The 23,343-nt window shown below is 70.6% G+C and carries 20 protein-coding genes and 1 pseudogene; 10 read left to right on the top strand and 11 right to left on the bottom strand.

All coding sequences use genetic code 11. From position 1 onward, the window contains the following. Window positions 1-58: 58 nt before the first annotated feature. Window positions 59-625 carry a DJ-1/PfpI family protein gene (locus tag ABZT04_RS28745; protein WP_356059885.1) on the top strand — a complete coding sequence of 189 codons (567 nt, stop codon included), beginning with the start codon at window positions 59-61 and terminating at the stop codon, window positions 623-625. 247 nt (window positions 626-872) lie between these two features. Here the strand turns inward: ABZT04_RS28745 and ABZT04_RS28740 are convergent, their stop codons facing one another. Further along, on the bottom strand, window positions 873-1,538 hold the full coding sequence (locus tag ABZT04_RS28740; RefSeq protein ID WP_356059884.1) for an HAD hydrolase-like protein: 666 nt from the start codon (window positions 1,536-1,538) through the stop codon (window positions 873-875). An 87-nt stretch (window positions 1,539-1,625) separates the two neighbouring features. Continuing rightward, complete coding sequence (locus ABZT04_RS28735; RefSeq protein WP_356059883.1) at window positions 1,626-2,141, bottom strand: hypothetical protein; 516 nt, start codon at window positions 2,139-2,141, stop codon at window positions 1,626-1,628. A 299-nt stretch (window positions 2,142-2,440) separates the two neighbouring features. On the opposite strand from ABZT04_RS28735, the gene ABZT04_RS28730 reads away from it, so the two are divergent. Beyond that, window positions 2,441-3,220, top strand: a complete 780-nt coding sequence (locus tag ABZT04_RS28730; protein WP_356059882.1) for an Rv3235 family protein — start codon at window positions 2,441-2,443, stop codon at window positions 3,218-3,220. A 131-nt stretch (window positions 3,221-3,351) separates the two neighbouring features. Here ABZT04_RS28730 and secA read toward each other — a convergent pair whose 3' ends face one another. Beyond that, window positions 3,352-6,165, bottom strand: a complete 2,814-nt coding sequence (gene secA / locus ABZT04_RS28725; protein WP_356059881.1) for a preprotein translocase subunit SecA — start codon at window positions 6,163-6,165, stop codon at window positions 3,352-3,354. Window positions 6,166-6,444: 279 nt separating this feature from the next. Between secA and ABZT04_RS28720 the strand changes: the two genes are divergently transcribed. After that, a complete protein-coding gene (locus tag ABZT04_RS28720; RefSeq protein ID WP_356059880.1) occupies window positions 6,445-7,014 on the top strand; it encodes a GNAT family N-acetyltransferase in 570 nt (189 codons plus the stop codon). Window positions 7,015-7,072: 58 nt separating this feature from the next. Next, window positions 7,073-8,248, top strand: a complete 1,176-nt coding sequence (locus ABZT04_RS28715) for a crosslink repair DNA glycosylase YcaQ family protein (protein WP_356059879.1) — start codon at window positions 7,073-7,075, stop codon at window positions 8,246-8,248. A gap of 3 nt (window positions 8,249-8,251) precedes the next feature. Here ABZT04_RS28715 and ABZT04_RS28710 read toward each other — a convergent pair whose 3' ends face one another. From ABZT04_RS28710 to ABZT04_RS28700, 3 genes are all read right to left on the bottom strand, one after another. Next, window positions 8,252-8,998: a response regulator transcription factor gene (locus ABZT04_RS28710; protein ID WP_033287181.1), complete on the bottom strand. Its 747-nt coding sequence runs from the start codon at window positions 8,996-8,998 to the stop codon at window positions 8,252-8,254. Between the two features lie 206 nt (window positions 8,999-9,204). After that, complete coding sequence (raiA, locus tag ABZT04_RS28705; protein ID WP_355920411.1) at window positions 9,205-9,897, bottom strand: ribosome-associated translation inhibitor RaiA; 693 nt, start codon at window positions 9,895-9,897, stop codon at window positions 9,205-9,207. A 313-nt stretch (window positions 9,898-10,210) separates the two neighbouring features. Continuing rightward, window positions 10,211-10,921, bottom strand: coding sequence for a hypothetical protein (locus ABZT04_RS28700; RefSeq protein ID WP_356059953.1), 711 nt, complete (start codon window positions 10,919-10,921; stop codon window positions 10,211-10,213). Between ABZT04_RS28700 and ABZT04_RS28695 the strand changes: the two genes are divergently transcribed. Continuing rightward, window positions 10,829-11,071 carry a hypothetical protein gene (locus tag ABZT04_RS28695; protein WP_356059960.1) on the top strand — a complete coding sequence of 81 codons (243 nt, stop codon included), beginning with the start codon at window positions 10,829-10,831 and terminating at the stop codon, window positions 11,069-11,071. The two genes, ABZT04_RS28700 and ABZT04_RS28695, sit on opposite strands and share 93 nt — an antisense overlap. 240 nt (window positions 11,072-11,311) lie before the next feature. Here ABZT04_RS28695 and ABZT04_RS28690 read toward each other — a convergent pair. From ABZT04_RS28690 to mtnA, 5 genes and pseudogenes are all read right to left on the bottom strand, one after another. Further along, window positions 11,312-11,602, bottom strand: a pseudogene (locus tag ABZT04_RS28690) (ComF family protein); the annotation flags it as partial. Window positions 11,603-11,806: 204 nt separating this feature from the next. Next, on the bottom strand, window positions 11,807-13,645 hold the full coding sequence (locus tag ABZT04_RS28685; RefSeq protein WP_356059878.1) for an LpqB family beta-propeller domain-containing protein: 1,839 nt from the start codon (window positions 13,643-13,645) through the stop codon (window positions 11,807-11,809). Further along, window positions 13,635-15,698: an MtrAB system histidine kinase MtrB gene (gene mtrB / locus ABZT04_RS28680; RefSeq protein ID WP_356059877.1), complete on the bottom strand. Its 2,064-nt coding sequence runs from the start codon at window positions 15,696-15,698 to the stop codon at window positions 13,635-13,637. Before mtrB ends, ABZT04_RS28685 begins: the two co-directional genes overlap by 11 nt. Before the next feature lies 1 nt (window position 15,699). Beyond that, window positions 15,700-16,389 carry a two-component system response regulator MtrA gene (gene mtrA / locus ABZT04_RS28675; RefSeq protein ID WP_187284748.1) on the bottom strand — a complete coding sequence of 230 codons (690 nt, stop codon included), beginning with the start codon at window positions 16,387-16,389 and terminating at the stop codon, window positions 15,700-15,702. Window positions 16,390-16,397: 8 nt separating this feature from the next. After that, on the bottom strand, window positions 16,398-17,537 hold the full coding sequence (gene mtnA / locus ABZT04_RS28670; protein WP_356059876.1) for an S-methyl-5-thioribose-1-phosphate isomerase: 1,140 nt from the start codon (window positions 17,535-17,537) through the stop codon (window positions 16,398-16,400). A gap of 140 nt (window positions 17,538-17,677) precedes the next feature. On the opposite strand from mtnA, the gene ABZT04_RS28665 reads away from it, so the two are divergent. From ABZT04_RS28665 to ABZT04_RS28645, 5 genes are read left to right on the top strand one after another with little or no spacing between them, the layout of a single operon-like run. Beyond that, window positions 17,678-19,006: a hypothetical protein gene (locus ABZT04_RS28665; protein ID WP_356059875.1), complete on the top strand. Its 1,329-nt coding sequence runs from the start codon at window positions 17,678-17,680 to the stop codon at window positions 19,004-19,006. 4 nt (window positions 19,007-19,010) lie between these two features. Beyond that, the gene (locus ABZT04_RS28660; protein WP_356059874.1) at window positions 19,011-19,727 is read left to right on the top strand and encodes a DUF4129 domain-containing protein; all 717 of its coding nucleotides are present in this window, start codon (window positions 19,011-19,013) and stop codon (window positions 19,725-19,727) included. Further along, a complete protein-coding gene (locus ABZT04_RS28655) occupies window positions 19,724-20,917 on the top strand; it encodes a DUF4350 domain-containing protein (protein WP_356059873.1) in 1,194 nt (397 codons plus the stop codon). Before ABZT04_RS28660 ends, ABZT04_RS28655 begins: the two co-directional genes overlap by 4 nt. Further along, window positions 20,917-21,906, top strand: coding sequence for a MoxR family ATPase (locus tag ABZT04_RS28650; RefSeq protein ID WP_356059952.1), 990 nt, complete (start codon window positions 20,917-20,919; stop codon window positions 21,904-21,906). The genes ABZT04_RS28655 and ABZT04_RS28650 overlap by 1 nt, the downstream gene beginning before the upstream one ends. Then, window positions 21,906-23,216: a DUF58 domain-containing protein gene (locus tag ABZT04_RS28645; protein ID WP_356059872.1), complete on the top strand. Its 1,311-nt coding sequence runs from the start codon at window positions 21,906-21,908 to the stop codon at window positions 23,214-23,216. Before ABZT04_RS28650 ends, ABZT04_RS28645 begins: the two co-directional genes overlap by 1 nt. Window positions 23,217-23,343: the final 127 nt, after the last annotated feature.

Genomic DNA, 23,343 nt, shown 5'->3' with positions numbered 1-23,343 from the left:
CACGAGCCCATGGCGCCCGGCCAAGACGCATGCCACGGCCACCGAGGAGCGCACCGACATGACAGCGAAGATCCTCATCGTCACCGGCGACGCAGCGGAGTCGCTGGAAGTCCTCTACCCCTACCAGCGCCTGCGCGAGGAGGGCTACGAGGTGCACATCGCGGCCCCCGAGCGCAAGAAGCTCCGGTTCGTCGTCCATGACTTCGAACCCGGCTTCGACACCTATACCGAGAAGCCCGGCTACACCTGGCCCGCCGATCTCGCCTTCTCCGAGGTCGATCCCGGCCAGTACGCGGCTCTTGTCATCCCCGGTGGGCGGGCCCCCGAGTACCTCCGCAACGATCCCGAACTCCGCAAGATCCTCAAGTCCTTCTTCGACACGGACAAGCCCGTGGCCCAGATCTGCCACGGCCCCCTGCTCACCGCCGCGATCGACGGCCTGCGCGGCCGACGCGTCACGGCCTATCCGGCGCTCGAACTCGACATGCAGTCCGCCGGAGCGACCTTCCAGGACACCGAGACGGTGGTCGACGGCACCCTGGTCTCCGCCCGCGCGTGGCCGGATCACTCCCGCTGGATGCGGGAGTTCCTCACGGTGCTGCGGGCGAAGGCGCCGGTGACGTGAGACCGCGGTGCGGCGTCTCCTGAGGCGCCGCACCCCCGCACCAGGCTCTGTCGGGCCTAGGGCCTGTCGTTTGGATCAGGCCGGCCCGACTGACGGTGCCTTGTCGGCCCACCCGAGCGGGGCGTGGTGCGTGCAGATGCAAGGCGGAGGAGGGAGGTGACGCGGAGCGTCGGCGAGTGACGACAACGCGGCAGATGTGCGTGCCACGCCCCGCGACGCCGGCATGATCCAAACGACAGGCCCTAGGTCACGCCGCCAACCGCTCCGCCTCCGCGACGGCCTCGGCCAGCGAGTCCACCACGGGCACGCCGACGACTTCGAGGCTGGCCCGGCTGTGCGAACCGCCCGTGTAGAGCACCGCCCGCGCGCCCACATGCAGGGCGGCCACCGCGTCGTCGGCTGCGTCACCGATCACCACGGTGCGCGCGGGGTCCACGCCGGTCAGCGCCGAGAGGTGACGCACCATGTGCTCGGCCTTGCTGCCGCCGGAGGGTCCGGTGCGCCCGTCGACCCGTATGAAGTGCGGCTCTATCCCGAACTCCCGCACCAGCGGGACGAGTTCGTCATGGACGTACATGCTGAGGATCGACTGGCTGCGCCCCCCGGTCCGCCACCCCGTGAGCAGCTCGACCACACCTTCGGTGAGCCCGCAGACGACGCGGTGCTCGGCGTAGTAGCGATGGAAGGTCGCGTCCATGACCTCCCACTCGGCGTCGGTGGGCAGCCGCCCCAGCAGCCGCTCGTAGAACTTCGGCACCGGCACGCAGTACAGCGCCCGGTACTCCTCCATCGTGATCGCCTTGAGCCCCAGCTCGGCGAAGGCCGCGTTCGTCGCCCCGATGATCGCGTCATTGTCGTGGAACAGCGTGCCGTTCCAGTCCCAGACGATGTGCGCGTTTGCTTGCATCCCCATGCCCAAAAACGTACCCGCCGCCACTGACAATCAAGAGAACCGCAGGTCAACGAGCATCTTCGGCCGTCTGACCGTCGCCGAACAGGCTCAGTCGTCCAGCCCGACGAGGTTCGGGATCTCCTGCGTCGCGTACCAGAGCAGCTCGTGGTCCTCGGCCCCGTCCACGACGAACTGCGCGTCGTCGTCCCCGCGGTCCGCCGCCGCGAGCGCGTCGGCGGCGGCGCCGACATCGCCCTCCGCGTCACCCATGTCCACATGGACGGCCGCCGCCTTGGCCAGCGCCACGGTTCCCGTCACCCGCACCTCGCCGAGCGCCGCCGGGTCGAGTCCGCGGTCGGGGTCGCCGTGCGCTGCGCCGTCGGGTACGTCGACGGCGACCACGACCCGTCGCCGCGGCGCGTCGGCGTCGGCCGCGAGCAGCCGCAGCGAGGCGAGCGCGGCCCGATTCAGCGCCGCGTACTCCAACTCCTCGATGTCGTCGGAGAGATACCACTCGCGCAGCGCGGGCGTGACGGCGTACGCGACGAAGGGTCCCGTCCCCAGCTCGCCCGTCTTGTACGCCTCGGCGAGACCGGAGAGGGTCAGGGGGACGTAGACGCGCATGGCTGGTCGCTTTCGTAGTCGGAGAGGGCCTTCAGGATACGTGTGCGGGTCCCCTATCGGGTCCCCGCCCGGACCCGTGGAGGCGTCCACCCGACGCCGGAGATTCACCCGGAACGCCCTTGCGGTGACGGGTTCGAGGGCCCGCGGATCACTCGGATAGGTGAACGTTCCGGCCCCTCCGACCCGGCCCGCCACCTCCTTGCCCCCATCGCCCGCGGCCCCGTACAAGATCCCCAACCACCAAGTTACTTCCCGGTACATCCCGGGCCGACCCAACGGGGACCCCCATGCACAAGGTCATGACCAGGACCGCCCAGCACACCCCGACCCGCCCCCCGACCCGCCGCGACCCCCGCCGGCCCGGCACGGGTTCGCCGCGCGGACAAGGCGGGGGTATGTCCCGTACGACGGCCGGCGAGGCCCTGCCGGGCATGCCGCACGGTGTCGGGGGCTCGCTCCTGGCCGCCCCCGGAACCGACTCGACCGACCTCCCGCCCCCGGCGCCGGGCGCAGCCGCCCCCTCGGCCACGGCGGAGCGCGCCGGCGGCCGTACGGTCCCGGGAGGCGGACGCCCACCAGCCGCCGCAGGCCGCGGTGCGGTCTCCGCCGCTCTCGCGCCGACGCCGGGCCACGGGAGCACAGCCCCGGCGACCTCAACTCCCGTGCCGGCCCGAGTCGCACACCGCGCCGCAACCTCCGCCGTGCCCGCCCAGGCCGCACCCGGCCGCGTTCCCCAGCCGCGCCCCACCGACCTCTTCGCCGACCGCCTCCTCGCCGTGCTGAGCGGTCAGCGGCCCGTCCACTGGATGCTCCGGCACACCGCAGGCCGCGCCTACGACGAACTGATCCGGCTCGCCGAACACGGCCCCCTGCGCGCCACCCGGGGCACCCGCCCGGTGGTCCGCGACATCGGCTACTACGTCCCGCGCCCGGGCGCCGTGGAGGCCTTCGCCCGGATCGGGGCCGGTGACCAGGTACGGGCCATGGCGTTCCGGCTGGAGCGGGGCGCGGACCTGCGCTGGCGCTGCACGGCGGTGGAGCTGGACGGCTCCCGCGCGCCGCACGCGGACGACGACTGACGGCGCCCCGGGCACGCATGCCGAAGGGCCGGGCACCTTCACGATGCCCGGCCCTTCAAGGTCTCTTCGCGGGGAGCGGCACCGACAGACTCAGCCCGTCACAGCTCGCGCCGACCCACGCGGAGCGACCGTCACTTCTTACGGCGGCGCCCGCCACGCCCCTGCTTGCGGCGCTCCGCGCGCGTGAGGCCGTCCGCCTCGGAGCGCACGGGCTCGTCGTCGCTGGCGAAGTCGCCCTCGATGACACCACCCTCGCCGTCCACGCTCGGCGCCGAGAAGTGCAGCCGGTCCGGCCGCTGCGGTGCGTCGAGCCCCTTGGCGCGGATCTCGGGACGGGCGCTCGCCTGCGCGGGCACCGTGTCCTCCTTGTCGAGCGACGGCTTTTCGTCCTCGACCGGGACCTCCTCGACCTGCTGCTCGACCTGGACCTCCAGGTTGAACAGGTAGCCGGCGGACTCCTCCTTGATGCCGTCCATCATGGCGGTGAACATGTCGAAGCCCTCGCGCTGGTACTCGACCAGCGGGTCCTTCTGGGCCATCGCGCGCAGGCCGATGCCCTCCTGGAGGTAGTCCATCTCGTAGAGGTGCTCGCGCCACTTGCGGTCCAGGACCGACAGCACCACCCGGCGCTCCAGCTCACGCATGATCTCGGAGCCGAGCTGCTCCTCGCGCTGCTCGTACTGCTCGTGGATGTCGTCCTTGATGGACTCGGAGATGAACTCGGCAGTCAGACCGGCCCGGTCCCCGGCCGCCTCCTCCAGCTCCTCCACAGTGACCTTCACCGGGTAGAGCTGCTTGAACGCGCCCCACAGCCGGTCGAGGTCCCAGTCCTCCGGGAAGCCCTCGGCGGTCTCCGCGGTGATGTACGCGTCGATCGTGTCGTCCATGAAGTGCACGACCTGCTCCTGGAGGTCCTCGCCCTCCAGGACGCGGCGGCGCTCGCCGTAGATGACCTCGCGCTGCCGGTTGAGGACCTCGTCGTACTTGAGGACGTTCTTACGGGTCTCGAAGTTCTGCTGCTCGACCTGCGACTGGGCGGACGCGATCGCGCGCGTGACCATCTTGTTCTCGATCGGCACGTCGTCCGGGACGTTCGCCATGGACATCACGCGCTCGACCATCTGGGCCTTGAACAGCCGCATCAGGTCGTCACCGAGGGAGAGGTAGAAGCGGGACTCGCCGGGGTCGCCCTGGCGGCCGGAGCGACCGCGCAACTGGTTGTCGATACGGCGCGACTCGTGGCGCTCGGTACCGAGGACGTAGAGGCCGCCGAGCTCCTTGACCTCTTCGAACTCGTCCTTGACCGCCTGCTCGGCCTTCTCCAGGGCGGCGGGCAGGGCCTGCGCCCACTCCTCGATGTGCTCCTCGGGGTCGAGGCCCTGCTGGCGCAGCTCCGCCTCGGCGAGGTCGTCGGGGTTGCCGCCGAGCTTGATGTCCGTACCGCGGCCGGCCATGTTGGTGGCGACCGTCACGGCGCCCTTGCGGCCGGCCTGGGCGATGATCGGCGCCTCACGGTCGTGCTGCTTCGCGTTCAGCACCTCGTGCTGGATGCCTCGCTTGGCGAGCTGCTGCGAGAGGTACTCGGACTTCTCGACCGACGTCGTACCGACGAGGATCGGCTGGCCCTTCTCGTGCTTCTCGGCGATGTCGTCGACGACCGCCTCGAACTTCGCGACCTCGGTGCGGTAGATCAGGTCGGACTGGTCCTTGCGGACCATGGGCCGGTTGGTCGGGATCGGGACGACGCCGAGCTTGTAGATCTGGTGGAACTCGGCGGCCTCGGTCATCGCCGTACCGGTCATGCCCGAGAGGTTGCTGTAGAGGCGGAAGAAGTTCTGCAGGGTGATGGTCGCGAGCGTCTGGTTCTCGTCCTTGATGTCCACCCCTTCCTTCGCCTCGATCGCCTGGTGCATGCCCTCGTTGTAGCGGCGGCCGGCGAGGATACGCCCGGTGTGCTCGTCGACGATCATGACCTCGCCGTCGATGACGACGTAGTCCTTGTCCTTCTTGAAGAGCTCCTTGGCCTTGATGGCGTTGTTCAGGTAGCCCACCAGCGGGGTGTTCACCGACTCATAGAGGTTGTCGATGCCCAGCCAGTCCTCGACCTTGGTGACACCGCCCTCGTGGATGGCGACCGTGCGCTTCTTCTCGTCGACGTCGTAGTCGCCCGTCTCCTCCAGGCCCTTGAGTGTGTTGCCCGCCTCGCCCTTCTTCAGGCGGGTGACCAACTTGGCGAAGTCGCCGTACCACTTGGTGGCCTGGTCGGCCGGGCCGGAGATGATCAGCGGCGTACGGGCCTCGTCGATGAGGATGGAGTCGACCTCGTCGACGATCGCGAAGTTGTGGCCGCGCTGCACCAGTTCGTCCTGCGACCACGCCATGTTGTCGCGCAGGTAGTCGAAGCCGAACTCGTTGTTCGTGCCGTAGGTGATGTCGCACGCGTACTGCTCGCGCCGCTGGGCCGGGGTCATGTTGGCGAGGATGCAGCCGACCTCGAGGCCCAGGAACTTGTGGATGCGACCCATCATCTCGGAGTCGCGCTCGGCCAGGTAGTCGTTGACCGTGATGATGTGGACGCCGTCCCCGGAGAGGGCGTTCAGATACGCGGGCAGGGTGCCGACCAGGGTCTTGCCCTCGCCGGTCTTCATCTCGGCTACATAACCGAGGTGCAGGGCGGCCCCGCCCATCAACTGCACGTCGTAGTGGCGCTGGCCGAGGACGCGCTTGGCAGCCTCGCGTACGGTGGCGAAAGCCTCGGGCAGCAGGTCGTCCAGGGTCTCACCATCGGCGTAGCGCTGCTTGTACTCCTCGGTGAGGGCCTTCAGCTCGGCGTCGGAGAGGTCGACGAAGTCCTCTTCGATGGAGTTGACCTGGTCCGCGATGCGGTGCAGCTTGCGCAGGATCTTGCCTTCGCCTGCACGCATGATCTTCGAGAGGACGGACACGGGGGTTGGTCTCCTTGCCGGTCGGGCCTGGGACGGTCGGTTTCCAATGACATGACTGAGCAACGGCCATCGTATGCGAGGACCCCGCCACGCCGGGAGCCTGCCGGGGACGCCGACCGTCCACTACTTCAAAACTGCTTCAAAACTGCTTCAAAGGGGACAACGGCCGGGAGTCGCCGATGGTGCCGCGTCCCTCCGAGGAAATGCGCGAAATGTGATCACCCGCTCACGCAGCGCAAAAGTATGGCGTCCTGGTGCGCCCCCGAGCAGAATCGGCCGATGGAACCCGTCACGCTCACGACCGACCGTCTGCTCCTGCGCGGCGTCGGCCCGCAGGACACCGATGTCGTGTATTCCGCGGCCCAGGACCCCGAGATCCAGCGCTGGACGACGATCCCCTCGCCCTACCTCCTGGAGCACGCGCGGAACTTCACCGAGCAACTGGCGCCCGAGGGCTGGGAGAACGGTTCGATGTTCACCTTCGGCGTCTTTCTCCCCGAAGGGGACCTGGTGGGCATGCTCGCCGTCACGATGCGCTCCCTGGGCGTCGGCGAGGTCGGCTTCTGGGCCACCAAGGAGCACCGGGGCAACGGCTACATCACCGAGGCCACCGTCGCCGTCGCCCGCTGGGCCTTCACCCATGTGTCGATCGACCGTGTGGAATGGCGCGCGGAGGTCGGCAACGAGGGCTCCCGCGCGGTGGCCGAACACGCCGGTTTCACCATCGAGGGCACGCTCCGCTCCGCGATCAACAACAAGGGCGTACGACGGGACTGCTGGGTCGCCTCCCTGCTCCCGTCCGACCTGGGCCTGCCGTCGACGGCGCCGTACCTGCCGGCCCCGCGCTAGATCGGCGAATCCGCAGCTCGGCCCGCGTTGTCAGTGGCACCCTCTATCGTGCGGAGACATGACGAGTGCCCCGCGCCCCACGACCGATCTGTCGGCAGACGACGCCCGCCGCATCGCCCTGCGCGCACAGGGTTTCCTCGGCGTTCCCGACCGCCGCGGGGGCGTGCGCGGGGTGCTCCGCCATCTCGGCGCGGTCCAGCTCGACACCATCTCGGTCCTCGCCCGCTCGCACGAACTCATCCCGTACGCCCGCCTCGGCGCCCTCCCCCGCAGGACGGTCGAGGACGCGTACTGGACCCAGACCCACGCCTTCGAGTACTGGTCCCACGCCGCCTGCATCCTCCCCGTGGAGGAGTGGCCCCACTTCGCCTTCCGCCGCCGCGCCTACCGAGCCCGCCCGCACTGGAACCACGACCTCCCGGACGGCACCTACGACCAGGTCGTCAAGCAGCTCCGCGCCGAAGGCCCCCTCACCTCCACGGAGTTGGGCGGCGCCAAGCGCACCAGCGAGTGGTGGGACTGGTCCGGCGCCAAGGTCGCCGTGGAGCGCGCGCTGATGTACGGCGAGGTGGTGTGCGTGGAGCGGCGCGGCTGGAAGCGGGTGTACGACCTCGCCGAGCGCGCGATCCCGGACACGCTGCTGCACGACGAGTTGGATGACACGGAGTGCCTTCGCCGTCTGGTCGGCCTGGCGGGCCGTTCGCTGGGCGTCGGCACGCGCGCGGACATCGCCGACTACCACCGGCTCAAGGGCGAGCAGGTCGACGCGGTGATCGCCGACTCGGGTCTGGTCCCGGTCACGGTCGAGGGCTGGGGCAAGCCGGCCTGGGCCGACCCGGCGGCGCTGGAGACACCTCCGCGCGGCCGTCACCGCACCACGCTCCTGTCCCCGTTCGACTCCCTGATCTGGGAGCGCGCACGCACGGAGCGCATCTTCGGTTTCACCCACCGCCTGGAGGCCTACGTCCCCAAACCGAAGCGGATCCACGGCTACTTCGCGATGCCGGTCCTCGCCGGCGGCCGACTGGTCGGCCGCGTCGACCCGGCCCGTGAAGGCAGCACCCTGGTCGCCAAGCAGGTCACCCTGGACGGCGCGAAGGCCGTCCCGTCCGTGGCGCAGGCCCTGGTCGAGGCCGCGAGCTGGGTGGACTGCACGGACGTCCGCGTGGAGCGGATGGACGCCCCCGAGCTGCGCGCGCCTCTCGCCAGGGAACTCGTCCGTCTCCTGGCGTGAGGGTCAGCGGATCTCCAGGATCTTCTCCCGCATCGCGTAGACCACCGCTTCCATCCTGGAGTGCAGTTGCAGCTTCTCCAGGATGTTGCGGACGTGGTTCTTCACGGTGTTCTCGGAGATGAACAACTGCTTGGCGATATCACGGTTGTTCATGCCGGTGGCGACGAGTTTGAGCACCTCCAGCTCACGGTCGGTGAGCCGGGGGGCGGGCACCAGCCGGCGCTCGTCGGTGCGCTGGATCATCGACTTGAACTCGGTGAGCAGTTTCGACGCCATCGAAGGGCTGATCTGCGACTGTCCATCGGCCACGGCGCGAATGGCGGTGGCCACCTCGTCGGTCGAGATCTCCTTGAGGAGATATCCCGTCGCGCCCGCCTTGATGGCGTCGTAGAGATCGGCCTCCTCATCGCTGATCGTCAGCATGATGATCTTCGCGCTGGGCGCCACCTCCTTGATGGAGGTGCACGCCTCGATACCGCCCCGCTTCGGCATCCGTACGTCCATCAGGACGATGTCCGGCAGCAGATCCGCGGCCTTGTCCACAGCCTCGGCGCCGTCCCCCGCCTCCCCGACGACCTGGATGTCCTCCTCGGCCGCGAGCACGATCTCCAGGCCTCGGCGGAAGAGGGCGTGGTCGTCCACGACAAGGACTCTGATCGGCTCCTTGCGTGTCGAGCCCGCTTCCGGGCCCATGCCGACGACGCCGCCGTCGGCATCCCCGACATGCATCGGTCCGAAGCTGTCCGCCATCGTTCCTCCCCCTGAAGGCTGTGGCCCGTGGTCCTGCGCCATCGCCAACCCAAGGCAGCGGCCCACCGGTTGGGCCCTGTACGGCCATGATTCCATGCCCGGACGGCCGTGCGGTCACGGAGCGGGGCGCGAAGTGGTCGCACACCGGTGCCCCTGGGGGCGCACACGCGCTCCAGGGGCACCTGCTCACCTGTCGGCCGGGCGGGTCAGCCGCCCAACGTGCCGCCTGCCGCGGGCGGTTGCGCCCCCGTGACCATGGGGTCCGTGCTGAGGTGGATGACGCCGTAGTCGTAGGCGTGCCGTCGGTAGACGACGCTCGGTTCCTTGGTCTCGGAGTCGACGAACAAGTAGAAGTCGTGTCCGACCAGTTCCATCTCGTAGAGGGCCTGGTCGAGGGACATCGGAGAGGCGACGTGGGTCTTCTCGCGGACGATGAGCGGGCCTTCGCCCTTTACTTCCAGCGAGCCGATCTTCTTGGTGGGCACACCGTCCGACTGCTCGTCCTGGACGGCGTGGCCGTTGCCGTTGAGCGTCGCCGCGCCCGGGACGTGGTCCGGGACCTCGGCGGCCGTGAGCCGGCGGACGCCGCGGCGCGTGTGACGCTTGTCGTGCTCCTTGCGCAGCCGGGCATCCAGCTTCTCCGCCGCGAGGTCGAGCGCCGCGTACGGATCGTTGGCCGATGCCTCCGCCCGGATCACCGGACCGCGGGAGCGGAGCGTGATCTCCACTCGGTCGCAACGGTCGGCCTGTCGGGGGTTGGGCTCCTTGGACACCTCGACGTCCAGGCTGATCACCTTGCCGTCGAGCTTCTGGATCTTCTCCAGCTTCAGCTTCTCGGCCACGTGCTTGCGGAACCGCTCGGGCACCTCGGTCTTGCGGCCCTTGACGACGATGTCCACGCAGAACTCCGTTCCCGGATCGCTCCGCTTCGCCGCGGAGCGTCTCCCTTTCGCACCAGGCTCCGGTCACCCCGGAACCTCGGACTCGGTGACTTCCACCTCCTCCTCCCCCATGGGCAAGATCTCCACCCCATGGCAGCGGGTGATTGCAGAAAACCCGCGGCACGGCATTCGGATAGGAGAGGTGCGGCCTGCGCCTTTCTCTCACAACCGAACATATCTCGCCCGGACGGATGTCGTCACCCTCTACTGCGGCGTACCTCCGTTCAGGTGAATTGCCCCTCTGACTACCTGCAACGACGCAAGTTTGCGGTCAGTTCCGGTTTATTTCGAAGGAATCCGGCGACGCCCCGATCACTGCGGCGCAGATCAGGTCACCCGGGCTGTTCACATCCACGATTCGCGGTGCACTGAGTGCCATGTTCCTCCCGCTCCCCATTGATCTCTCTCTGTGTTCCCCTCTGCCTTCCCGGGACACGCGCGGGTACACAGCCGGAGCCGCTCCAACTGTTCTGTCCTTGCCACCGCTTGTGATCGCCGCACGCACAGCACGTGCCGCCTCCGTCAAGGAAGCCCCGGTCGTCATCAGGTCGTCGACGAGCACCACCGGGCCACCGCCGAGCAACCGGACACCGCCCGCCACCACCTCCAGCGCACCCGCGAGATTGTCCAGCCGCTCCCGGGAGTTGAGCCCCGACTGATCGGCCACCCACCGCCGCTGCCGCAACACGGCCACCACTCGGGCCGGCGTCCCGGTCCGCCGCAACTCCCCCGCCGCCGCCAAAGCGATCCGGCGCGCCGGATCGTGCCCCCGGGCCCGCACGGCACCACGAGCGGAGGGCACGGGAACGAGCAGCACCGGCGCCGCACCGCCACTCTGGGGTCGCCCCTGCCCTACGTACTCCTGCCGCCCCGCCTGAACTCGAACTGCTTGACGCTGCCGCGCCTGTCCGGCCTGCGCTCGTTCCGGCCGACACCAGTCGCCCGGCGGCTGTCGCCGGGCCTGCGCCGACCGCTCCCGCATCGCAGCGAGCCCCTCGGCTGCCGCCGGATCCGGCTGACGCCAGTCACCCTGCGGCTGCCGCCCACCCCATGCGGCCCGGTCCGGCACCGCACCGGCTCCCTCGGCCGCCGACCACCCGCCCATCCCGCCATCAGGCAGGGCACCCCCTGACCACCCAACCCCCTCACCATCTGCCCAGGCGTCTTCCGCACCCCGCTCCCAAGGCACTGCAGCACCCCCGGCCGAACCACGCCCGTCACCCCCGATACCCCCGTCACCCTCCTCACCCAGCTCTCCCAGTTCCCGAAGTCCCGACTCCAAGTCCCCGCCCGCCCCAGCCAGAGCCCCAGCCACACCCGTCAAGCCCCCACCCGGCCCCGCCACAGCCCCGAGCCCGTCTGCCCGGCACTCCCGGAGCCCCGCCCGCACAGCGCCCGCCAGAGCCGCGCCCAGTGGCCCTGCGAGGGCCAGTGCGCCTCGTTCCTTGTGGGCGAGGAGCATCGCGCGCACCTCGTCCGCGTAGGGAGCCGCCGCATACGTCGCCGGCAGCCCGGACGGCTCGGGCATCGGCCGCACCCGGCTAGGTACGGCCCCGTCCAGGGCGGCACGGCACTGTGGGCAGAGCACCGTGCGCGGCCTCCCGCAGCCCCCGCAGTCGGCCGGCAACACCAGATCCGTGAGGTCCCGCAACCAGCCCCGCATGCCCACCACTGTGCCAACGCCCTCGTCGACCGGCCACCCCTGTGGACAACCGCCTGTGGACAACGCGACGCCACCGTCCGCCCGCGTCCCCCACACGAGTGGACGACCGTCCCGGAACACGCGAACGGCCGCCTCCACCAGGCCTCGGCCCGGCCGGAGACGGCCGCTTGTGCATCCCTCACCTCAACGCGCCACCTGAGCGCCTCACCCCGGATAGACCGGCGCCGACCCCGTCTTGACGACCTTCTGCCACTGCGCCCCCGTGGGCAGCCGGACGATCCCGTCCTCCGAGTAGGCCACCAGCGGCAGCTTGTCGTCCTCGGACGCGGCGATCTCCTTCACCCCGGTCAGGGCCGCGGGCGCCGGGCCCTCCGGTGTGGAGCCGTCGACCTGGACGTACCGCATCTGGAGTACGCCCTCCTGCTCGCGCCCCACCACCACGAGCCGGCTGTCCCCGGCCCACGACATGGCCGTGATCTCCTCCAGATCCGGGGTCGCGGAACGCAGTTCGAGGACCGACACCACCGGCTGCTCACCGGTCGCCCCACTCCGCTGGATCCGCCCGATGAACAGGGACCGCTTGCCGTTCTTCTCCACGACGAGCGCGATCCGCACCCCGTCGGCGGCCACCCGCACCGACTCGATACGGCCGTCCAGCCCGAGCGTCTCCACCGGGACCGGCTGGCCCGCGCCCTTCTGCAGCAGGAGCAGTCGGGGGTTCTTCGGGTCCCGGTCGGCCACCCACAGGTCGCCCTGCGCGTCCCAGCTCGGAGCCGTCAGCCGGTCGTCCTCGGTCTTGCCCTGGCTGGTGAGCACGGGGTCCCCGAGCGACGCGCCCGACACCAGCGACCCGACGTAGAGCGACTTCCCGTCGAGGCCGACCCCGGCCGCGGTCTCCTCGTCGCGTGACACCGCCACGGACCGTAGCTGCTTGTCGCCCGTGCCCAGCGCGCCCGGCACCGGATCGGCGTGCGTGCCCCTGCCTTCGCTGGAGATCCGCACCAGCCGGTGCTTGTCGTCGAGGAAGTACAGGTACCCGGGGTGCCTTATGGGGCCGTGTGCCGCAAGGTCCTTCGCGTCGCTCTCGCGGAGCACGCACAACTGCGCGCCGTTGGACGCCTGCAGCTCGACCTTGTCCACGGTGGGCGTCATGGTCTGGAGCGTGTAGAGGATCTGCGTGGCCATCTCGTTGCACCGGACCAGCCCCACCCGCGAGGCCCTCTGGTTCAACGGGACCGTCAGTTTGTTCTGGTCGTCGGGCGTCAGCGAGGTGACGCCCTTCCGCAGCGCCGTCCCGGTGGGGAAGCTCGACCTGACCACGGGCCCGAGCCAGCTCGTGGGCCCGTTGAGGAGCGAACGCACCATCTGGGTCATGGGGTCCACCCGTCGCCGTACGAACACGGGGTCCGCCACGGCGATCGGCTCCGAGGTCGACCCGGCCGAGGTGTTCGACGCGAAGTAGTACTTGTTGACCGACATGTAGTTGCGCTGGAAGTCCGAGCTGCCCATGACGACGCCCTGCGGCAGCGCGTCGATGCGCCACTGCCCGCTCTTGGCGTCCTTCGTCAGATGCACCCGCCGGCTGTACCGCCCGTCCGCCGGCGCGTACGCCTGCCGCGCGTCCACCGTGGCGACCTGATCGCCGGTCAAGGTGTAGGTGAAGGTGTCGGTGTCCTCCTGGCCGCCGGGGGCACGGACGGCCTCCGTGCTCGGGCCGTCGGCGAGCACCGTGGTGGACAGCTCCGGCTGCCAGTTCCGCGCCGCCTTGGCGGTCAGATACATGCGTGCCGTCTTGAAGTTCGGATCGTCGCTGGTCAGCGCCTCCAGGAAGCCCTGCACGATCTCCGCCTGGGACGCGTCCTCCTGGGGCGGCATCGCGAAGACCCGCACCTGGGTGTCCTGTCGCGGCGTCGACTCGACACCGCGGAGGTCCCCGCTGTCGGGCATCGAGGCACATCCCGCCAGCACTACGACGCCACACGCGATGTACGCCACCGCGCGTGCCGACTTCCGCCGGGCGCCCCCCACGCGGTCAGCGCCCACGAGATGCCTCCCCTTGCCTGGTCGATTCCTCCGGGGCGGCGGCCGGGTCGGCACCGCTCGCGCTGTCACCACGAGGTGTGTCCTCCGGAGGCCGGTCCTCCTGCCGCCGTGTGCCGCCGGTCGGCCGGGGCACCACGCGTGAGCCGTTGCCGGGCAGCGCCGTCGGGTCCGCGGTGGGCGTAGCGCCGGTCAGCCTCGGTATCGGCGGCACCTGGTCACCCATCGACTGCACCGGTACCGTCGCGCGCTTGTCCCCGCCCCCGCTCGGCAACCCCGCGTCATTAAGTCCACGATTACGGCGTGAGTCCTTGGGCTCCAGGGGTATCGGCGAGCCCCGCAGCGGTTCGTCCGCGGTCCTCGGCAGCGTCAGCCGGAACTGCGAACCGCCGCCCGGCTCACCCCACGCCTGCAACCAGCCGCCGTGCAGCCGCGCGTCCTCCAGGGCGATGGACAGCCCCAGCCCCGTACCACCGGTGGTACGCGCGCGTGCCGGGTCCGCCCGCCAGAAGCGGCTGAACACCCTGGTCGCCTCACCGGGCTTGAGCCCCACTCCGTAGTCGCGCACCGCGATGGCGACAGCCCCGCCCGCGGTGGCGAGCTTGACTATGACGTCCTTGCCGTCGCCATGCTCCACGGCGTTGACGACGAGATTGCGCAGCACCCGCTCCACCCGCCGGGCATCGGCCTCGGCGACCACGGGCTGCTGGTCGCCGACCACCCGTATCCGTGTGCCCTTGCGCTCGGCCAGCGGCTCGGCGCCGCTGAGAACCCGCCGTACGACCTCCCTGAGGTCTATCGGCTCGGCCTCCAGGGCCGCCGCGCCCGCGTCGAACCGGCTGATCTCCAGCAGGTCCGCGAGCAGCGTCTCGAACCGGTCCAACTGGTCGGCCAGCAATTCGGCCGACCGCGCGGTCATCGGATCGAAGTCCACGCGCGCGTCATGGATGACATCGGCCGCCATCCGTACGGTCGTCAGCGGCGTCCGCAGCTCGTGCGACACGTCCGACACGAACCGCCGCTGCATCCGCGACAGGTCCTCCAACTGCTGGATCTTCAACTGGAGGTTCTGCGCCATCTTGTTGAAGGCCTCGCCGAGCCGCGCGATGTCGTCCTCGCCGGTGACCTTCATCCGCTCCTGGAGGCGCCCGGCGGAGAGCCGCTCGGCGATCCCTGCGGCCATCCGCACCGGCGTGACGACCTGCCGCACCACGAGCCAGGCGATGGCCCCGAGGAGTACGACGACGAAGAGCCCGGCCGTGGCGAGGGTGCCCTTGACCAGGCTGAGGGACTTCTCCTCCTGGGTGAGCGGGAAGAGGTAGTACAACTGGTACGGATCGCCGTTCGGGTCGTTGACCTGCTTGCCCACGACCAGCGCCGGCTGGGACTCCTTGCCGTTGCTGTAGATGATGCGGGTGTAGCTCTGGGCCGCCGTCGTACGGTCGTTGACCCGCGCGCGCAGGTCTTCCGGCACGCTCGCGGAGGGATCGACGTACCCGGAACCGCGCGGACTGCGTCCGCCGCCGCTGTCCGAGCCCGCCGGCAGCGTCACCACGTCGAAGGCGCCCTGACCGCCGCTGGACAGCGACGACACGAGGTCGCTCATCCATGAGATGACGTTCTGCGAGGGGCCGCCGTCGGTCGCGGAACCGTCGGCGGCGGTCCCGCTGCCCGCCTCATCGGCCTTCTGCTTGGCCACGGCGAACCCGCCCGTGGCCTGGCTCTGGGAGGCCTTCACCTTGGCGTCCAGCAGGCCGTTGCGCACCTGGCCGATGACGACGAAGCCCAGCAGCAGGACGACGCCCAGCGACATCAGCAGGGTGGTGGCGACGACCTTGAGCTGGATGTTGCGCCGCCACAGCCGCATGACCGGCAGCAGCGGCCGGCGCACCCAGCGCATGAACAGACGCAGGACCGGGCTGCCCTGGACCCCGCCCTGCAGCAGCCCGCCCTCCAGCAGGCGCCCCCAGCGGGAGCCCGCCGCCTTCCGGCCGACAGGCCGCCCCGCGCGGGCCCCGGACCCCCCGGGCGCCGAAGCGGCACTGTCCCTGGACATGTCAGCTCGGTCCCGCCTTGTAACCGACCCCGCGGACGGTCACCACGATCTCCGGCCGCTCCGGGTCCTTCTCGACCTTGGAACGCAGCCGCTGGACATGCACGTTGACCAGCCGGGTGTCCGCGGCGTGCCGGTATCCCCAGACCTGCTCCAGAAGCACCTCACGCGTGAACACCTGCCACGGCTTGCGGGCCAGCGCGACCAGCAGGTCGAACTCCAGCGGTGTCAGGGCGATCGACTGCCCGTCCCGCTTCACGGAGTGACCGGCCACATCGATGACCAGATCGCCTATGGCGAGCTGCTCGGGCGCCGGCTCCTCGGACCGCCGCAGCCGCGCCCGGATCCGGGCGACCAGCTCCTTCGGCTTGAACGGCTTCACGATGTAGTCGTCAGCGCCCGACTCCAGGCCCACCACGACATCGACGGTGTCGCTCTTCGCGGTGAGCATCACGATCGGTACCCCGGACTCCGCCCTGATCAGGCGGCACACCTCGATACCGTCCCGTCCGGGCAGCATCAGGTCCAGGAGCACCAGGTCGGGCTTGCTCTCACGGAAAGCGGCCAGCGCCTTGTCGCCGTCGGCTACGAAAGACGGCTCAAAACCTTCACCACGCAACACAATGCCGAGCATCTCGGCCAGTGCGGTGTCGTCATCGACGACAAGGACTCGTCCCTTCATAAACGACATCATCCCATTAACTAAATCGTTACCTGTCGTGACCTGTCACACAGCTCTGCCAGCGCCTCCGCCGTCACGGGCGAAACAACGCCTTCTTCGGTGACGATCGCCGTCACCAGCTCGGGAGGCGTCACGTCGAACGCCGGGTTGTACGCCTGGGTCCCCAGGGGTGCCACCGGAATCCCGCCTCCCACTCCCGACATCGTCACCTGGGGTGATGTGACCTCCGTCACTTCGAATCCGGGACGCTGCTCCACCTCGATGGAGGCCCCGTCCGCCGTGTCCGGATCCACCGTCGTCACCGGCGCCACCACGATGAACGGCACGTGGTGGTACCGCGCGAGCACGGCGAGCGGATAGCTCCCCACCTTGTTCGCCACCGAACCGTCGGCGGCGATCCGGTCCGCCCCGATCAGTACCGCGTCCACCTCCCCGGCCGCGAACAATGAGCCCGCCGCGTTGTCCGTGAGCAAGGTGTACGCCATACCGTTGCGCGCCGCCTCATACGCCGTCAGGCGAGCACCTTGCAGCAATGGACGCGTTTCGTCCACCCACAGCCGCCTCAGCCGCCCCTCCCGATGCGCCGCGAGCGCCACTGCGAACGCCGTACCCTCGCCGCCGGACACCAGCGCCCCGGTGTTGCAGTGCGTCAGAATCCGGTGCCCGCCACCGGGCAACAGCTCGTCCAGCAGGGCCAGTCCATGCGCGGCCATCCGCGTGCTGGCCTCGGCGTCCTCCTGGTGAAGCCGTCGCGCGGCGGCCAGCGCGGCCGCGGCCGCCTGCTCGGGGCCGCCTCCCTTGGCCACCGCGTCACGGTGCGCGGCCTGGGCCCGGCGCACGCCGACGGACAGGTTCACCGCCGTGGGGCGGGCACCCGCCAGCGCGAGCGCGGCCTCGTCCACGTCGAAGCCCCGCGCGGCGGCGAGCGCGACGCCGTACGCCCCGGCGATGCCAAGCAGCGGCGCCCCGCGCACCGCCAACGAACGGATCGCTTCCACCAACGCGGAGGCGTCCGTGCACACCAGCTCGACCTCCTCGGTCGGCAGCCTGGTCTGGTCGAGAAGGACGAGCACAGGGCCCTCGGGGGGCTCGTCCCAACGGATCGCGGGTATCTCGGGCGGCCGGCCGTCCTCGCCGGATTGCGCGTACTGATCAGCCATGCGGTCAGTCTGCCCCGTATCCGGCGGACAATTGAAGGTGCGCAGCGGATACCGCGGCCGGTCACCGCTCGACCACCCCATGGCACGATGGCTGCCAACCTGCCGCCGCGCCCGCGGACGGGCACCGTGAAGGAGCGACGATGAACGACACTCCGGGCTGGGCCTCGCCCGGATCCGCCCCGCCCGACGGGCCCGAGCCCGGCGCGTCCGGTCCCGCCGAGCCCGCGGACCAGCCGGGCGCAGACCCGTCGGGCCCCGGCCCGCAATGGTCCAAGGAGCAGCCGCCACCCGGCCAGTGGTCCGCGCCAACCGGCACCCAGGGCCAGGCACCGCCTCCCCCGCCGCCAGGCCCGGGCTGGGGCGGCGGCCACCCCGGCGGCCCGCCGGGCCCAGGCGGCCCTGGGGGCTACGGAGGCTACGGCGGACCCGGCGGTTACGGCACCCCCGGCTGGGGAGCCGGCTGGGGCGGCCCCCCGCCCGCGGCCAAGCCCGGAGTCATCCCGCTCCGCCCGCTCGGAGTGGGCGAGATCCTCGACGGCGCCGTCTCCACCATGCGCACGTACTGGCGCACGGTCCTGGGCGTCTCCCTCACCGTCGCGGTCGTCATGCAGACCATCGTCGTCCTCGTCCAGGGCTTCGCCTTCAACGACCTCGCCAGCACCCAGGCCCTGGACGACCCCAACGCCAGCACTTCCGAAGTGACCCGCGCGATGAGCGAGGCCTTCCTCAGCACCGGCGTCGTCTACCTGGTCGTCCTCATCGGCACCGTCGTCGCCACCGCCCTGCTCACGACGGTCACCAGCCGCGCCGTGCTCGGCAAGCCGGTGACCGCCGGAGAAGCCTGGCGCGACGCCCGGCCCCAGGTCATCAAGCTGTTCGGCCTGATCTGCCTGTTGATCCTCATGGCTCTCGTCCTGATCGGCGTCCCCACCGTGCCCGGCATCATCGTGGCCGCCACGGGATCCCAGGACGCGGGCATCGCGCTCGCCGTCCTCGGCGGCCTCGCCGGCTGCGTCGTCACCCTCTGGCTGGCGATTCGCTTCTCGCTCGCCTCGCCCGCGCTGATGCTGGAGAAGCAGGGCATCGTGAAGTCGATGAGCCGCTCCGCGAAGCTGGTACGCGGCTCCTGGTGGCGAATCTTCGGCATCCAACTGCTCGCCCAGATCATCGCGAGCATCCTGTCGTCCATCCTCGTGATCCCGTTCGCCTTCATCGCCGGGCTGTTGAGCGGCGACGGCCTCGGTGGCCTCGTCGACGGCACCGGCGAGGTCGGCTGGACGTTCCTCATCATCAGCGGCCTCGGCTCGGTGATCGGCCGCATGATCGCGTTCCCGATCACGGCGGGCGTCACCGTGCTCCTGTACATCGACCAGCGCATCCGCCGCGAGGCCCTCGACCTCGACCTGGCCCGCGCCGCCGGCGTCCAGGACTACGGCACCGCCGCGCACGGCCCCACCCCGGGGAGCTGATGCGGTGAACCTGGCGGGGGGAGTGCTCACAGCCGTACGGTCGTCGGCCCTCTCGGGGGACGAACCGCCGGTGACGATCCCGCGCGACCCCGCGCGGGAGGCGGCCCGGCGTGAACTGTCCAAGCAGATGTACCACGAGAACGACCCCAGCCTGGTGCAGCGGGCCCTGGACGCCGTCTGGCGCTGGATCGGGAAGTTGTTCGACTCCGCGTCGGGGGCGACGCCCGGCGGCGCCGTCGGCCTGCTCGTCGTCGTCCTGGCCGTCCTCGCGGTCGGGGCCGCCCTGTGGTGGCGCCTCGGCACCCCGCGCCGCCAACCCGCCTCCGCCGCCCCCCTGTTCGAGGACGGCCCCCGAAGCGCCGCCGAACACCGCTCGGCCGCCGAGGCACACGCCGCCCAGGGACACTGGAACCCCGCCGTGCAGGAACGCATGCGCGCCATCGTCCGCGCCCTGGAGGAACGTGCCCTGCTCGACGCCCGCCCCGGCCGCACAGCCGACGAGGCGGTCGCCGAAGCCGGCCGCGCACTCCCGTCCCACACGGACGAACTGCGCGCCGCCGCCGGGCACTTCGACGACGTGACGTACGGCGGACGCGACGCGAGCGAGCAGTCGTACCACCGCATCGCAGAACTCGACCGCGACCTGGAGCGAACCAGGCCCGTCCTTACGAGAAGCGCCCACAGCACGGCCCACCACACCAGCCAGGGGGCCGCCGAATGACCGCGGAGGCGACGCTTCCCGCCACCTCGGCCTCGCCGACCGCCCGCCAGGTGTGGACCCGCGCGCGTGGCATCGTTCTCGCGCTCGTGATCCTCCTGGCGGCCGCCGTGGCGATCGCCGCGATCCGCTCCGACGCCCGGCACGGCGACCTTGACCCGCGCTCCGCCGACCCCTACGGCAGCCGCGCCGTAGCCGAACTCCTCGGCGACCGGGGCGTGTCCACGCGCGTGGTCTCGACCCTGGCCCAGGCCCGCGCGGCGACCGGCCCGGACACCACCCTCCTGGTCGCCGTCCCCGACCTGCTGACCAAGCGTCAACAGTCCAGCCTGCACTCGGCGTTCGCGGACTCCGGTGGCCGTACGGTCCTCGTCGCCCCCGGCACCCCGTCCCTGGACCGGCTCGCCCCCGAGGTCACCGCGGACGCCGGAGGCAGCGTCGACTCGCTGCTCTCCCCCGACTGCTCCCTGCCCGCGGCCCAGCGCGCGGGCGACGCGGAGACCGGCGACTACCGGTACAGGACCACAGCCCCCGACGCCGACAAGTGCTACCTCAGCGACGGCAGGCCGACCCTGCTCCGGCTCCCGGACACGTCCGGGGGCGGCGACACCGTCGTCATCGGCTCGCCCGACATCTTCTTCAACAAGCGTCTCGACAAGCAGGGCAACGCCTCGCTCGCCCTCCAACTCCTCGGCTCGCGCCCCCATCTGGTCTGGTACCTCCCCTCGCTGTCCGACATCTCGGCCACCGACTCCGGCGGCCAGAGCTTCTTCGACCTGCTCCCCTCGGGCTGGCTCTGGGGCACCCTGCAACTGTTCATCGCAGCAGCCCTGGCCGCCCTGTGGCGGGCACGCCGACTCGGCCCCCTGGTGCCCGAAAACCTCCCCGTGGCGATCCGTGCCTCCGAAACCGTCGAAGGCCGCGCCCGCCTCTACCGCAAGGCCAACGCCCGCGACCGCGCGGCCAACGCCCTGCGCTCCACCACCCGCACTCGCCTCGCCCCCCTCGTAGGCGTCCCCGTCTCCCAGGCGCACGCGCCCGAAGCCCTGCTCCCCGCGCTCTCCGCCCACCTCCACGGCGACGGACAGACCCTGCGCCCCCTCCTCTTCGGCCCGCCGCCCAGCGACGACGCGGCCCTCATCGCACTTGCCGACCAACTCGACGCCCTCGAAAGAGAGGTACGCCGTTCATGATGGACCCGACCACTGACAACGCCGGGTACACGGGGAATCCGGGCACCGCCCGAGCCTCCCTCGAATCCCTGCGAGCCGAGATCGCCAAAGCCGTGGTCGGCCAGGACCCCGCCGTGACCGGCCTCGTCGTCGCCCTCCTCTGCCGCGGACACGTTCTCCTAGAAGGAGTCCCTGGAGTCGCCAAAACGTTGCTCGTCCGCGCCCTCGCATCCGCCCTCGAACTCGACACCAAGCGCATCCAGTTCACCCCCGACCTGATGCCGAGCGACGTCACCGGCTCCCTGGTCTACGACACCCGCTCCGCCGAGTTCCGCTTCCAGCCCGGCCCGGTCTTCACCAACCTCCTCCTCGCGGACGAGATCAACCGCACCCCTCCGAAGACCCAGTCCTCCCTCCTCGAAGCGATGGAGGAACGCCAGGTCACGGTCGACGGCACCGCACGCCCGCTCCCCGACCCCTTCCTGGTCGCCGCGACGCAGAACCCCGTCGAGTACGAAGGCACGTACCCCCTCCCCGAGGCCCAGCTCGACCGCTTTCTCCTCAAACTGACGATCCCCCTCCCCTCCCGCCAGGACGAGATCGACGTCCTCACCCGCCACTCCGAGGGCTTCAACCCACGCGACCTGCACGCCGCCGGCCTACGCCCCGTAGCGGGCCCGGCCGACCTCGAAGCAGCCCGCGCCGCGGTCGCCAAGACGACGATCTCCCCCGAGATCACCGCCTACGTGGTCGACATCTGCCGCGCCACCCGCGAATCACCGTCCCTCACCCTCGGCGTGTCCCCGCGCGGCGCCACCGCCCTCCTCGCGACCTCGCGCGCGTGGGCCTGGCTCACGGGCCGCGACTACGTCATCCCCGACGACGTGAAGGCCCTGGCGCTCCCCACCCTCCGCCACCGCGTACAACTGCGCCCCGAGGCCGAGATGGAGGGCGTGACGGCGGACTCCGTCATCAACGCGATCCTCGCCCACGTCCCGGTCCCCCGCTGATGGCCCTCACCGGCCGCGCCGCCCTCCTCGCAGCCCTGGGCTCCCTCCCCGTAGGCATCTGGGAACCGAGTTGGACAGGCATCCTGGCCGTCACCGCACCTTTGGCGGTGGCCTGCGCCTGCGACTTCGCCCTGGCCGCTCCCGTACGCCGCCTGAGCCTGTCCCGCTCCGGCGACACGTCCGTACGCCTCGGCGAATCCGCCGACGTCACGCTGACCGTCACCAACCCGTCCCGCCGCCTGCTTCGAGCCCACATCCGCGACGCCTGGCCCCCCAGTAGCTGGCTGCCCGGCACGGAGTTCGCCGCATCCCGCCACCGCCTGACAGTCCCACCCGGCGAACGCCGCCGCCTCACCACCCGCCTACGCCCCACCCGCCGCGGCGACCGCCACACAGACCGGGTGACCATCCGTTCCTACGGCCCCCTCGGCCTCCTCACCCGCCAGGGCACCCACGTGGCCCCCTGGGCAGTACGCGTCCTGCCGCCCTTCACCAGCCGCAAGCACCTCCCGTCGAAGCTCGCCCGCCTGCGCGAACTCGACGGCCGCACCAGCGTGCTCACCCGCGGCGAGGGCACAGAATTCGACAGCCTGCGCGAATACGTCCCCGGCGACGACACCCGCTCCATCGACTGGCGCGCCACAGCCCGCCAAACGACGGTCGCGGTACGCACCTGGCGCCCCGAACGCGATCGCCACATCCTCCTGGTCCTCGACACCGGCCGCACCGCGGCAGGCCGTGTCGGCGACGCCCCACGCCTCGACGCCTCCATGGACGCCGCCCTGCTCCTGGCAGCCCTCGCCTCCCGCGCCGGCGACCGCGTGGACCTTCTCGCCTACGACCGCCGGGTCCGCGCCCTCGTCCAAGGACGCACGGCACGTGACGTACTCCCGTCCCTGGTCAACGCGATGGCGACACTCGAACCGGAACTCGTCGAAACAGACGCCCGAGGCCTTGCAGCCACCGCGATCCGGACAGCCCCGCGCCGCTCCCTGATCGTCCTACTGACAAGCCTCGACGCGGCCCCGGTCGAAGAAGGCCTGCTTCCCGTGCTCTCCCAACTCACTCAGCGCCATACGGTTCTGGTGGCTTCCGTGGCAGATCCACACATCGCCCGCATGGCCACGGCACGCGGAAACACGGAGGCGGTCTACGAGGCGGCAGCCGCGGCGCGCGCCCAGACCGAGCGCGACCGCACCGCGGAAAAGCTCCGCCGGCATGGCGTCACCATCGTCGACGCGACACCGGACGATCTCGCTCCGGCATTGGCGGATGCCTATCTGGCGCTCAAGAGTGCGGGACGCCTGTAGGAAAGGTGCCCTGCTTGCAAAGCAGGGCACCTAAACGCAGAAAACCCCCGTACCGAATTAACGGTACGGGGGTTTTCGCAATATTTGTTCGGCGGCGTCCTACTCTCCCACAGGGTCCCCCCTGCAG

It is taken from the genome of Streptomyces sp. NPDC005492 (assembly GCF_040605995.1).
Classification (GTDB): Bacteria; Actinomycetota; Actinomycetes; order Streptomycetales; family Streptomycetaceae; genus Streptomyces.
This window is presented reverse-complemented; position numbering and strand designations above follow the sequence as displayed.